This window comes from Aliifodinibius sp. S!AR15-10 (genome assembly GCF_031569985.1).
Taxonomy (GTDB): Bacteria; Bacteroidota; Rhodothermia; order Balneolales; family Balneolaceae; genus JAMQKA01.
In genome coordinates this window covers 297,479-310,618 of record NZ_JAMQKA010000001.1, presented here as the reverse complement: position 1 = coordinate 310,618, position 13,140 = coordinate 297,479, and the positions used below count along the sequence as shown (strand labels likewise).

General features: G+C 47.4%; 13 protein-coding genes. 7 read left to right on the top strand and 6 right to left on the bottom strand.

Annotation, left to right across the window (positions count from 1 at the left end):
- Nucleotides 1-83: 83 nt before the first annotated feature.
- Nucleotides 84-1,283, bottom strand: a complete 1,200-nt coding sequence (xseA, locus tag NC796_RS01285) for an exodeoxyribonuclease VII large subunit (RefSeq protein WP_310681384.1) — start codon at nt 1,281-1,283, stop codon at nt 84-86.
- Nucleotides 1,284-1,496: 213 nt separating this feature from the next.
- Between xseA and NC796_RS01280 the strand changes: the two genes are divergently transcribed.
- The 3 genes from NC796_RS01280 to tsaB all read left to right on the top strand — a co-directional run bounded on the left by NC796_RS01280 (nt 1,497) and on the right by tsaB (nt 5,865).
- Nucleotides 1,497-2,792 (top strand): dihydroorotase, encoded by a 1,296-nt coding sequence (locus NC796_RS01280; protein ID WP_310681382.1) that lies wholly within the window; start codon nt 1,497-1,499, stop codon nt 2,790-2,792.
- A gap of 101 nt (nt 2,793-2,893) precedes the next feature.
- On the top strand, nt 2,894-4,951 hold the full coding sequence (locus tag NC796_RS01275; protein ID WP_310681380.1) for a DUF3857 domain-containing protein: 2,058 nt from the start codon (nt 2,894-2,896) through the stop codon (nt 4,949-4,951).
- A gap of 257 nt (nt 4,952-5,208) precedes the next feature.
- The gene (gene tsaB / locus NC796_RS01270) at nt 5,209-5,865 is read left to right on the top strand and encodes a tRNA (adenosine(37)-N6)-threonylcarbamoyltransferase complex dimerization subunit type 1 TsaB (protein WP_310681378.1); all 657 of its coding nucleotides are present in this window, start codon (nt 5,209-5,211) and stop codon (nt 5,863-5,865) included.
- A gap of 83 nt (nt 5,866-5,948) precedes the next feature.
- Here tsaB and NC796_RS01265 read toward each other — a convergent pair whose 3' ends face one another.
- Genes NC796_RS01265 through NC796_RS26710 form a run of 4 tightly spaced genes read right to left on the bottom strand, consistent with a single transcriptional unit; the run spans nt 5,949 to nt 6,928 of the window.
- Nucleotides 5,949-6,323 carry a low temperature requirement protein A gene (locus NC796_RS01265; RefSeq protein ID WP_409070334.1) on the bottom strand — a complete coding sequence of 125 codons (375 nt, stop codon included), beginning with the start codon at nt 6,321-6,323 and terminating at the stop codon, nt 5,949-5,951.
- Nucleotides 6,311-6,415 (bottom strand): hypothetical protein, encoded by a 105-nt coding sequence (locus tag NC796_RS26715; RefSeq protein WP_409070337.1) that lies wholly within the window; start codon nt 6,413-6,415, stop codon nt 6,311-6,313. Before NC796_RS26715 ends, NC796_RS01265 begins: the two co-directional genes overlap by 13 nt.
- A complete protein-coding gene (locus NC796_RS01260; RefSeq protein ID WP_409070333.1) occupies nt 6,409-6,822 on the bottom strand; it encodes a low temperature requirement protein A in 414 nt (137 codons plus the stop codon). The genes NC796_RS26715 and NC796_RS01260 overlap by 7 nt, the downstream gene beginning before the upstream one ends.
- Entirely contained in the window at nt 6,788-6,928 is a 141-nt protein-coding gene (locus tag NC796_RS26710) for a hypothetical protein (protein ID WP_409070336.1), read from the bottom strand. Before NC796_RS26710 ends, NC796_RS01260 begins: the two co-directional genes overlap by 35 nt.
- A gap of 260 nt (nt 6,929-7,188) precedes the next feature.
- Between NC796_RS26710 and accD the strand changes: the two genes are divergently transcribed.
- From accD to dprA, 4 genes are all read left to right on the top strand, one after another.
- Nucleotides 7,189-8,040, top strand: coding sequence for an acetyl-CoA carboxylase, carboxyltransferase subunit beta (gene accD, locus NC796_RS01255; RefSeq protein ID WP_310681375.1), 852 nt, complete (start codon nt 7,189-7,191; stop codon nt 8,038-8,040).
- A 137-nt stretch (nt 8,041-8,177) separates the two neighbouring features.
- Nucleotides 8,178-10,373, top strand: coding sequence for a S9 family peptidase (locus tag NC796_RS01250; RefSeq protein WP_310681374.1), 2,196 nt, complete (start codon nt 8,178-8,180; stop codon nt 10,371-10,373).
- A gap of 61 nt (nt 10,374-10,434) precedes the next feature.
- Entirely contained in the window at nt 10,435-11,433 is a 999-nt protein-coding gene (gene obgE / locus NC796_RS01245; protein WP_310681373.1) for a GTPase ObgE, read from the top strand.
- The gene (dprA, locus tag NC796_RS01240) at nt 11,408-12,529 is read left to right on the top strand and encodes a DNA-processing protein DprA (RefSeq protein WP_310681372.1); all 1,122 of its coding nucleotides are present in this window, start codon (nt 11,408-11,410) and stop codon (nt 12,527-12,529) included. The genes obgE and dprA overlap by 26 nt, the downstream gene beginning before the upstream one ends.
- Nucleotides 12,530-12,558: 29 nt before the next feature.
- Here the strand turns inward: dprA and NC796_RS01235 are convergent, their stop codons facing one another.
- Entirely contained in the window at nt 12,559-13,032 is a 474-nt protein-coding gene (locus NC796_RS01235) for a GyrI-like domain-containing protein (protein ID WP_310681467.1), read from the bottom strand.
- Between the last annotated feature and the right edge of the window lie 108 nt (nt 13,033-13,140).

The following is a 13,140-nucleotide window of genomic DNA, read 5'->3' as shown; positions in this document are numbered from 1 at the left end:
CATTCTTGACCAATCCAATTATTGTCAGCAATTGGTTTTTTCATATATGAATCTGCTAGAGCTTGGTTCCCATCGTCCAGGCTCTAGCTTCCAACATCCAACTTCCCATCTTCCCACTCCAGTTCAGCACCTTGCTCTATATCAAAATTCGAAGCCTGCTTGATCCATTTGCCCTCCTGCCAGACGCGGGCAAAACCTCGCTCAAGCGGTAGGTTGGGATTCTTGCTCTCCAGCCGGTAGGTGAGATCGGTGAGCTCCTCTCGTTTTTTCATAAAGAGCATCTGGCTGCGGTGGTCAAGACGTTGCGTCAAGTTGTTCACTTTCTCGTGGTTATTTATGACCTTCTCCTCAATGGCCAGCAGAGCATGGGAACTCACCAACTGCTCAACCTGCTCTTTTTGCTGGTCAATCTGACCAGAGACCGACTCTTCCAGCTTGCTGCCCAGGTCATCCACCAGCATGCGATACTCGTTGATATCCGGAGTCGCAACAATAGCAGCCTGGGTAGGCGTAGCGGCGCGGGCATCAGCCACAAAATCGGAGATACTGAAGTCGACCTCGTGTCCCACAGCACTGATGGTTGGCACTTTGCAGTTGAAAAGAGCACGGGCGACCGCTTCTTCATTAAAAGGCCAAAGATCCTCCAGTGAACCACCCCCCCGCCCAACAATCAGCACATCCACATCCTGGTCTTCCGAAAACCAGTTGATTGCCTTGACCAGCTCCGGCGCGGCATTTACGCCCTGTACGCTGGCGTGATGCAGATGCACTTCCGCTACCGGCCAGCGTCGCTCCAGCGTGTTTGTGATGTCATGAAAGGCAGCCCCCGTTTCAGAAGTGATTACCCCAATTCTGCGAGGAAATTCCGGGAGTGGCTTTTTGTGTTTTTCATCAAACAGTCCCTCTTCCTTGAGTTTGGCTTTGAGCTTTTCAAATGCCTCCTGCAGCGCTCCAACACCCGCTTGCTCAACGGACTGCACAATAAGCTGATATTTTCCATGTGGCGGGTACACCTGTATATCTCCCCGGGCAATAATTTGCTGTCCATCAACCACCGGGTCGCCACCAATGCGGCGAGATGTACTTCGCCAAATGACACATGAGAGCTGTGCGTCTTCATCCTTAAGCGTAAAATAGGTATGCCCGTTGGCACTGGTGCTGGCATTACTGATTTCTCCCTCCACCTTGATATCTATGAAGTTACCTTCCAGCAGGCTTTTGATGTCGTCAGTGAGTTCTGAAACCGAGAATACCGAGGGTGTAAAAAGATCAGGTTGTGACATGGTCTGAGCATTCAGTTCTCAGTTTTCAGCTGTCAGAGTAGTTGATCTAAATTGATGATTGGCGGCTGATCGCTGAGAGCTAAACGATTAATTAATGAATGTTGAAATTTGTGAAATTTATCAGAGATTGTGTGCAGAGTTCAAAACTGTTGCCCGTTATTGAATTCAACTCAAAAAACGTATATTTGCCAACAAAAATAAAGGAAAGTTTACATGAGTATTACGCCCGATATACTACTGCAAAATGTTACCCCTATCAGTCGCAAACACGATGGCAATGAACAGCTGGACATCCGCATCCGAAGTGGGAGTGTTGTCGAGATTGGCAAAGGGTTGAGTAGTAGTGAAGATAAAGAAGTCCAGGATTTTGAAGGGGCTTACCTTTCGCCGGGTTGGGTAGATATGCATGTACACCTGCGTGAGCCGGGGTTTGAGCACAAAGAGACGATAGAAACTGGTTGTAAGGCGGCGGCATTTGGCGGGTTTACCGAAGTGGCCTGCATGCCGAATACCAATCCCCCGATCCACACCCGGGATGTGGTTGAATTTATTAAGAAAAAGGGAGAAAAATTACCTGTTGAGGTCCACCCGATTGGCTGCGTCTCCAAAGACCGGGAGGGAGAGTCGATTGCTGAAATGGGCGATATGCAGGATGGCGGTGCCGTGGCATTCAGTGATGACGGTGACCCGGTTTCGAATGCACAGCTGATGCGTGTGGCCCTGGAGTACTCCTCCATGCTTGGTGTACCAATTATCAATCACGAGGAGGACCTGAAGCTGTCGCGCCCCGGTTACATGCATGAGGGGAAGGTCTCCACTCGGCTTGGGTTGGATGGAACGCCGGGCATTGCCGAAGAAGTGATGATTGCCCGTGACCTGTTGCTGGCAGAATTTACCGGGGGGCATATTCATGTAGCCCATATCAGTACCGCCAAGGGCGTTGAGCTGGTACGGCGCGCAAAAGCGGACGGCGTGAATGTAACTACCGAGGTTTGCCCGCACCATTTTGATCTTACCGACGAGGAAATTGAGAATCGTGACTTTGATACCAACTGCAAGATGCATCCCCCGCTACGCACTGCAGAAGATGTAGAAGCGATGATTGAGGGCCTGGCTGACGGCACCATCGATGTGATCTGTACGGACCACGCCCCCCATGCCATCCAAGAGAAAGAGGTCGAATTTATCTATGCTCCGAACGGCATTATCGGGCTTGAGACCGCATGGGGCGTGAGCGTGCGGCAGCTGCTGAAATCGGGTGTCCTGGAATTGGAGCAACTGTTGGAAAAGCTGGTTTATAATCCGCGTGAGATACTGAATTTGGAGATCCCCGAGATTACGGAAGGTACGGTCGCCAACCTAACGATCTTTAATACTGACCAAGAGTGGACGTTCGAGGAGCGGCATGTAAAATCGAAATCGGCGAATTCTCCTTATCTGGAAACCAAAATGTCCGGCCGTGCGGAGGCGATCTACAACAAGGGACAGTTTGTGCTGAATGAAATTTAGTCTAGCCCGAAACTCTTCGGAATAGTTCCTAAAGTATCGCGTTACTTATTTCTTATTCTAAAAGATGATTTTCGATACGCTGGAATTTGATGATACCCCCTATGGATTTAATTGAAACAGGCTCTTTTTACCGGATCTCCATTGATAGAAAAAAAGAGTCGTTTTTCTTACAGCGTTGGCCGCTGCAAACAACATTGCTGTTTGCGTTATTGCTACTGACAGTCAACGGGATTGCGCAAACGGTCAATGTGAAGAAAGAACCGCCGGATGCTACATTTGGAGAAATTCCCGACTCCCTGTTCCAGATCGATTCATATCGGCAGGATCCTTCTGCACCCTATTTTTATGCCTATAAGGACGTGGAGATCTCTTTTGAGGAGGATGAAAAGTCAATTGTTGCGATTCTTGATTATCACGTCCGTATCAAGGTCTTTGATTCGCAAGCCAAACAGGCCTCCATCATTGCTATTCCGTACTATTTCCAGGATGAAATAGAGTCGATTGAGCAGATCCGGGGGTATACCTATCAATCGGATGGCAGCCAGGTGGAATTACAGGGAGAAGCAATTCGAACCATCAACCTGAATGCGCGATATAACGTCAAGGAGTTTACGATGCCGGAAGTCAGGGATGGCTCGGTGATCGAGTATTCTTATCGTAAAAAACGGCGGTATATCGAAGAGTTGCCCGATTACTATCTTACCCACCAGGCCCCCACTGCAATTGCCAAAGCTACGATCCGGTATCCAAAATATCTCCGGTATGATGTGATCCCGGTCGATTTTGACGGCGAGGTTCAACACGTGGAGCAACGCATTGATACAAGCTCGGTTCCCAAAGTATTTGCTTATCCCCGCCCCGAGCCATTGATCTTGCACCATTGGATTGCCCGGGATGTTCCGGCAGTGGAGCAGGAGTCGTTTATCTCTTCCATCGATGACTACAGGGGAAAGCTAAAGTTTCAGCTGTTGGAGTTCGGAGTACCCCGGCAGCATTTGGAAAACAGCTGGGAGATTGTCGTAGCCCAGATCCGACGGAATCAAAACCCCTGGGAAGTGATCGAGAAGAATACGCGAGCCCGGGAATTGGGAGAACAGATCGCTGCTGAGTTTGAGACCCAGGAACAGGCTCAAGACAGTATTTTCCGGTATCTAAACAGTCAAGCCAATTTTAGTGACATGCAGGGGGCATTCAGTGAAGTGCCTGATGACAGCGTTTTAAGTGGGACTGTAGTCAACCAGCCCGCCATCAACCAAACGTTAATAGCGATGTTGCAGGGAGCCGGCATCGAAGCCTGGCCGCTGCTGATCTCAACCCGGCAATATGGAAAGATTAATCGCTCGTTTCCCTCATACTACCAGTTCAATGGGTTACTCACCTACTCGGAAATTAACGGACAGAGATATTTTATGGACGCGAGCTTTGCGCACAGCTATCCGAATTTGTTGCCGGTGGAATCGTACAATGAAACGGGTTTACTACTCCAAAAAGAACGTTATGAATGGATTGAGCTGAAGCCGGCAAATAGTGTCTTTTCAATCAGCATTGATATGGATGCGGAACTCAGTCGAGAAGGGGATTTGTCGGGCACGATATCTACGAAGCAGTTTGGGTATCCCGCCCGGCTGATCCGTGAAAAAGCGACAAACGGGTCGACTGTAAATGAGATCATGCGCGATGCAATGTTTGACGGCTATACCGACGTGAGTTTAGAGAATGTTGAAATTGAGAAGTTGCACCATCACAGCGATACTCTCGAAATGAGGGCCCGTTTCGCAATTGAAGGATATGCAACGAGCTACCAAGACGGTTTTGATTATCGCCCGTTGGTTGTCGGCTCCCTGATGAGTAATCCTTTCGGGGATGAAGAGCGCGATCTGCCCGTGACGCTGGATGCCCCTGAAAAGCTGAATCTGTCGTATGAACTCAGATTGCCAACTGGATATAGCCTGGGGGAAGGTACACAAAATCGGGGAATTCAACTCTCAGGCGCTGAACTTACGGAAACATACCGCTCGCAGGGGCAAACGGTCGAGTATGGTTATCGTATTGATATCTCGCGCAAGCAATTTGAGCCTGAGCTCTATCCCCAGCTGCTGGATTTGTATGAACGCTGGGTAGAACTCAGTAATATGAGCTGGCGGATCAAAAGACAGTGAGCAGTGTGTCATGGGACAGTATTTCAGTGAATGATCAAATTGGAATGAGGATTTATAAATTGCTGGCTGATGAGGGAGTTGTATTGTAGTATTGCGTATTCCGTACTGCGTATTTGTTCCTGCATGTAAATAAAGACTCATCCAATACGCAATACGAAATACGTAATATCCTACTTAACTTTGACATAGACCTATAAAATAAGCAGCCTCTGATAACTGATAACTGATAACTGATAACTGATAACTGATAACTGATAATGCTTCTAGCACTGGAAACTGCCACAAACGTATGCTCGGTTGCCTTTAAAGATGAGGAGGGCAATATCTTCGAAAAGCGAACTGAAAAGCGCGGATCGCATTCCGAGCAGCTGTTCCTTTTCGTGGAGAAGTTGATGCAAGAGCAGAATTTTGCTATTCAAGATCTTGAAGCTGTATTAGTCAGTGAAGGCCCCGGTTCTTACACGGGATTGCGGATCAGTGCCAGTGCCGTCAAAGGGTTACTGTTTCAAACAGAAGTGCCTCTGTATGGAATAAATACACTGGCCTCTTTTGCAATGCAGGCTGTGGAAGAAAATCCCGATGCCGATAACATCCACAGCATTATCGATGCTCGGCGCGTCCATGTTTATCACCAAAAATTTAGCTTTAGCGATGATCGGCTTTCGTCTAATGATAACGTTGAGGTTATCCCTATCGAGGCATTTGAATCGATGGTTCGCAGCGGAGATACTATCATTGGCACCGGGTTAAACCGCATCTCAGAAAGCATCAAACAAAAAGCGGTAATTTTCGGCCAGAAGTTTATTACTTCTTCTTCGCTAATACGGGTTTTCAGGGGAGAGGGCTCTGACTTTTATAAGAAAGTAGATCCTGAATCTTTTGATCCAAAATATTACACCTCAAACCAAGTCTGATTAGCCTGTCTTCGTTTCCAGTTGACTTTTTTTATGGGAGATTACTACACCAATTGTTACCATAGCTGCCATGATAAATCCAGTTAATAGTATTGCCCAGGGGCTGAATGTAGCTGTAAGGACGGCACCGATAGCAACAACAAATAAAATGGCATACGCCGGCCGACTCTGTTGAAAACGGACTTGCAAAACCACAACATGCACAAAAAAATGGCGACAGGAACGGTGATAGTAGCGGAGACACCAACATCTCCCAGCGCGGTATGATCCGTGATGTGATCGATATTTACGGCCAGCCCCGCGCCCACAGCTGCGATGGATGCGAAAATAAAATAGTGACCATAGCCCCATAAAATGGGAACGCGAATGGAGGAAAGAAAATCTTCAGCTGATTTAGAAAAATAGAGCCACCACACGGAGAAAAGGATGAGCAAACCTCCGGCCACTACGTGAAGCATAGCATCAAAACTTGCTCCTTGCTGATCCAGCGCAACTGTACGGCATGGGTTGACGAGAGCATGGATTCGCCCAGTACGATAATGGTCAGCAGTCCATAGCGCTCCGCAATATGTCCGGGATGCCAAGGCGTCTCTTTTTATACTCAGCCCACGCTGGAATAGAAAGTTCCACAATGGCCATGAGCAGGAATCCCCATATCGGCCAGTAGTTATTAATAAACATGGCACCCCATCCAACCATCGATACACTGATTCCAATGGCATATCGCAGGTTAGTAGCCCTGCAGGTCGGATCGTTTATTGCTGCACGTATCCACATGCTCACTAATCCTGATCGCATCACCAGGTAACCAATGAATATGACATTGAAATTTTGATCTGTGAATCCACGCGGAACGCCGGCGGCTACGATCAATGCACCGGTAATCTGTACCAGGGTAGCGATGCGATATGGGACATCATCATTATCGTAAGCCGATGCAAACCATGTAAAATTCATCCAGGCCCACCAAATAGCAAAAAAACACCATTGTAAAACTGATGATCCCTGAAGCGATATGATCCTCAGCCAGGGCATGGTGTAGCTGGGTAGCAGCTTGTGCAATAGCAACTACAAAACATAAGTCAAAAAAGAGTTCTAAGAAGGAGGCCCGGCGATGTTGTTCATTAGGATCTCGGAGGTTCCAGCGGCAAGCACCACAAGAAACCAGATTTACTTTTTTTGTCAGTCATTCTGAAGATGTTTTGAATTTAAGCGAACAGAACACCAAACGCTGTAAGCTTACATAAATAAATAAAAGATTTTAGCTTCGAAACAGAATCATTATTTTTGGGTTCCATTTATCAAAAATGAAATTGCTTTATTATGGCTTGGTTTAAGCGAAAAGACAAAAACATCCAGACTGAACAGCGAAAAGAGATGCCTGAAGGGGTTTGGGTTAAAGTGCCCAGCACTGGAGAAACGGTCCACAGGCGTGAGTTGGAGGAGAACTACTGGGTTGATCCAATGAGCGATTACCACTTTCGCATTGGCAGTGAGGAGTATTTTTCCTTTCTCTTTGATGATGGAGAATTTGAGGAGATCGGTCAGGATATTCTTCCAACAGACCCACTGGAGTTTGAGGACCGTAAAAAATACAGCGACCGGCTGGATGAATACCAGGAAAAGACGGGCCATACCGATGCCCTCCGGGTAGGTCTTGGAAAAATGAATGAACTGGATGTAGTCATTGCCTGCATGGATTTTGATTTTATTGGCGGCAGTATGGGTTCAGTCGTGGGTGAACGTATTGCACTGGCTATTGATCATGCACGTGAAAACAAACAACCTTTGATCATTATCTCACAATCGGGCGGTGCACGAATGATGGAGAGTGTGCTCAGCCTGATGCAGATGGCGAAAACATCGGCGAAACTTGCCCAATTGGAAGAAGAAGGTGTGCCTTATATTTCTATTATGACCAATCCAACCACGGGTGGTGTTACGGCCAGTTTTGCCATGCTGGGTGATTTTAATATCGCGGAACCCGGGGCACTCATTGGATTTGCCGGCCCGCGTGTAATACGCGAGACGATTGGACGGGACTTGCCAGAGGGATTCCAAACTTCGGAATACCTGCTTGAACACGGATTTTTAGATTTTATCATCAAGCGAACACAGATGAAATCGAAGCTCACCAAACTATTGAAAATCGTTACACACAAATTTGAAAAGTAATTCGTTGTGTTAGGGATATCGGCACAATATGCTATGTCAGCATCAATGCTGCATCGCCAGCTCAATACTTTTTGCCATTTGGATTCCGGGGAAGAGATTGTAACTGGTAAATAGTTTCCATCTAAAAGTCGTTGTTTATGAAGAAAATTATACTGCTCTCAGCACTATTTTGTTGGGCATTTATAAGTTCTCCCACCGTTGCTCAGCAGACCAAACAACTCGAGTTTGACCATATCTTTAATGGTATTTTTGAGCCGGAATCGGTTCGTAATATAAACTGGATGCATGATGGCCAGTATTACACAACGCTGGTACGAACCGAAAGAGACCTGGAGCTCCGCAAGTATGATATAACGTCCGGTGACCATGAGGTTATCGTAACAAGTTCCGAGCTTAAGATAGAGGATCGCAAGCAGCCTATTATAATTCAGGATTACCAGTTTTCAGCAGATGAGACCAAGCTGCTGGTCAAGACAGATATTGAGCAGATATGGCGGCGCAGTACCAAGGAAAACTATTTTGTGTATGACCTGGAAACAGAAGAGGTGCAGAAACTTACCGATTCTGATAAAAAGCAGCAGTATGCTCAGCTTTCTCCAGCTGGAGACAAAGCAGCTTTTGTGATTGATAATAACCTGTACTGGGTCAATCTTAACAGTGGGCAGGAGACCCAGGTTACCACGGACGGGAAAGTGGGGAAAATCATAAACGGGACCACCGACTGGGTGTATGAAGAGGAATTTGGCTTTGCCAAAGCGTGGTATTGGTCACCCGATGGTTCCAAAATTGCCTTTTATAGGTTTGATGAGTCCCATGTCAAGGAGTTTTCGATGATGGACTGGGGCCAGCTCTATCCCGGGTTTACGCAGTTTAAATATCCGAAGGCCGGGGAGCGGAACTCAATCGTGAAAATTGGGGTCTATGATCTGGAAAGTGGAAAAACTACGTGGATGGATATCGGAAGCGAGAATGACCAGTATATCCCGAGAACAAACTGGACCCAGGATTCCCAGACACTTGCAATCCGGCGGATGAACAGGCTGCAAAACAAGCAGGATCTGATGCTGGCCGACACCGAAACCGGCAAGACGAAGATCATAAAAACCGAAACCAGCGATACCTGGATCGATGTGAACAATGATCTGACGTTCCTGGAAAATGGGGAGCAGTTTATCTATGCCAGCGAGGAGTCTGGCTACAATCATATTTACCTTTACAGTTTAGAAGGAGAGCAGATTCGGCAAATTACGAGCGGTGATTGGGAAGTAACCAATTTCCTGGGATATAATGAGGCCAACCAACGCCTCTATTACATAAGTACTGAGGACTCGCCGCTGGAGCGTGATTTTTACAGCATCGGCATTGATGGCGAAGATAAGCGCAAGATGAGTGACGGGCCGGGATGGACGTCAGTAAATATGAGTCGTGACTATAAATATTATATAGAAATTTCTTCAGGTCCCGCCACACCAGCAAAATATACTTTGCACAAAGGAAATGGAGAGCAGGTACGGGTTCTGCAGGACAACTCCAGTCTTGACAAACAGTTTGATGAATATAACATGCCGGAGAAGGAGTTTTTTACAATTCCCCTTCCGCAGGCCGAACTAAATGCCTATATGCTGAAGCCGCACGATTTTGACCCATCAAAAAAATACCCAGTGCTGGTGTATGTTTATGGCGGGCCTGGCAGTCAAACGGTAGAGAAGCAGTTTGGTACCGGACACCGCCCGATGTGGCATCGCTATTTGACTACCAAGGGATATATCGTTCTCAGTATCGATAACCGGGGTACGGGCGCCCGAGGCCGTGATTTTGAAAAGCAGATATATAAAAAGCTCGGTCAATATGAGGTGACGGATCAGATCGATGCCGTGAAATATGTAATTGATAATTTCGATTATGTAGATCCCGATCGCATCGGCATTTGGGGATGGAGCTACGGCGGCTACATATCTACCCTGCTGATGGAGGAGGGCAACGATCTCTACAAAGCCGGTATTGCAGTTGCCCCTGTTACCCACTGGCGTTTTTATGATACCATATATACCGAGCGATTTATGCAGACGCCGCAGATGAATCCCGAAGGCTACCGCAAGGGATCCCCGATTTATGATGTAAAAAAAATTACTGGTAAATACCTGCTTGTTCACGGCACGGGTGACGACAACGTGCACTTCCAAAACAGTGTTGAACTGGTGAATCAACTGATCGAAGAAGGTGTTCAGTTCGAAACGATGTACTATCCCAATCGAAACCACAGTATCTACGGGGGAAATACACGGCGCCACCTGTACAGAATGATGACAAACTTTATATTGGAAGAACTTTAATATAGATGCTGAGTGTAAATCTAAATCCAGTATTCAGCACCAAAAATTAAAAACTGAAGCAATGCGTTTTGCCGATTACGCCAAGATCTATTTAACAGCCGGGAGTGGGGGCGATGGCTCCGTTCATTTTCGACGGGAGAAGTACGTGCCCCGGGGTGGCCCAGATGGCGGCGACGGCGGTGATGGGGGCGATATAATTTTAGTAGGAAATGAACAGCTAAATACGCTCCTCGACCTGCGGTATCGGAAATTTGTAAAAGCGGGCCATGGTGAAAATGGGAAATCCAGTAAAAAACGCGGCAAAGACGGTGATGATGAAATCCTGGAAGTACCCTTGGGATCGGTAATTTATGATGCGGATACCCGTGAGCGTCTGGGCGAAATTACAGAACATGAGGACAAAATGGTTGTGGCTCAAGGCGGAAAAGGAGGTCGGGGTAACTGGCATTTCCGAAGCTCCACAAACCAAACACCCAAAAAGGCTGAAAATGGAAAGACGGGTGAAGAACGAACCATAGAAATCGAGCTGAAGCTGCTTGCCGATGTTGGACTTGTTGGGTTCCCGAATGCGGGCAAAAGTACGCTTCTTTCCGCAATGTCAGGTGCAAAGCCAAAGATCGACTCCTATCCATTCACGACGCTGGAGCCGAATCTCGGGGTCATAACCCTGGCAGATTACCGTACCTTTGTGATGGCCGATATTCCCGGAATTATTGAGGAAGCGCACGACGGAAAAGGACTTGGAATACAGTTTTTACGACATATCGAGAGGAATAACCTACTTCTTTTTATGGTAAGTTGCATGCAGGATGTGGAGTATGAATACAAAGCGTTGCTCGAAGAGTTGAAAGCCTATCGCTCGGATCTGTTGGACAAGCCCCGAATCCTGGCAATAACCAAGATGGATTTGAAAGAAAATTACGAGCTTGAGGAAAATATAGATCTCGACGTACCAACGGTTGAAATTTCGGCTGCAACAGGCTACCATATGGAAGAACTGAAAGAACTCATCTGGGAGCAACTGAAAAGAACCATTGACGACAACGAAACAACAACTTAGAGAGCTAATAGCCTTACACCTCGTCCCTAACCTGGGTGCCCAGCGAATCCGGGCGCTACTCAAAAAAGTGGATGATCCACAGGATATTTTTCGATTCAGCCAGGCACAGCTTACCTCAGTATACGGTATTGGTGAAGTGACGGCCCGGCAAATTATGGGGTTCGATGACTGGGAAGAGGTAGACAAGGTTATAGAGAAGACGGAACAATCGAACTATCAGCTGCTGACGTACGTGGATGATGTTTATCCCCGCCGGTTGAAGGAGATTTATGATCCACCTATTCTGCTTTGGATACGTGGCAATGCGGAGGTGCTGGCCACCGATTCTGTAGCCATAGTGGGAACACGTGGAGCCTCGGCCTACGGCAAGGAGATGGCCGAACGCTTTGCCGGGAAGCTGGTTGAGGCGGGACTCACCATCGTCAGTGGCCTGGCTTATGGTATTGATGCCGCTGCACATCGCGGAACTTTACGGGCCGGGGGACGCACAATTGCGGTTTTGGGTTCGGGCATAGACCGCATCTATCCCTCTAAAAATATTCGGCTGGCGTTCGATATGGCAGATCAGGGTGGGGCCGTCATTAGCGAGTTCCCGCCGGGCACTCCACCCGATTCGGGTAACTTCCCGGTGCGAAACCGCATTGTCAGTGGGCTGTCACTGGGCACCCTCGTCGTAGAATCTGGTCTTAAGGGAGGTAGCATGATAACAGCTACTTCAGCTCTTGATCAGAACAGGGAGGTATTCGTAATTCCTCATTCCCTACGGTCAAAGACTGGTGCCGGCTGTAATCACTTAATTAAAACCGCGCAGGGGAAGCTGGTACAAAAGGTAGATGACATCCTGAATGAGATTGCCGTGCACCGCAAAGACCAGGTAGAATCTGACCTCCAACCCAGTGAGCGGAAGTGGGAAACCCTGGAGCTCGATGAGCTTTCCACAACGATTTGTGAGCTGCTGGAGGATGCACCCCGCCATATAGATGAGATTGGTGAAGAGCTTGAACAGCCAACCCACGAACTGCTTCCCAAGCTGCTAGAGCTGGAGATGCAGGAGTGTGTGCGCCAACTGGCCGGTAAGAATTTTGAGCTTGTCTGATTAATTAGACGGTGAATTATCCGACAAGCTCATTCCCCGACTGAGATATAGATGTCAACCTCGGCGTCACTCCAGTCTTGGCTCCGTTCGCTATACACCTCAAAGTCGGGTCGGTACGCTCTTGGCAGTTCCGATTTCCATATCTCCCGCCAGGTTTCGGCGATACAGTCCGGCATTTTGCCCTTGGCAATCACCCTCCGATATATACCTTTGGGTATTGTTAGGCTGTCCATTCCTTCCGGTGGTTCCGTGTCATTGTTGACCTCACAACCAATAAAATAGGAGAATGGCCGGGTATGATCTCCCTCGTAATCGTGATAGACAGCAAAGATATCAGCACTCTTTTTGCCGTGAATTTTTGAGGCATACTCTCCCTGCTCAAATTTTTGCCACAGGTTACCACAATCTATGCTGGATTGGCCATTTTCATTGGTAGTTTTTGAGGGAAGTGCGAGGCCAATAAGTGTAATTTCTTGTAGCTCTTTCTTTTCCTTGGTAATCATGTTATTCAAAATAGTTTTTTATTTTGGATGACTCGGAAAACTTACTCACGAGAAATCCTGTAATTAACTTAAATCTCTCTGTAACAGGGCAAAACGATACAGAAAAAT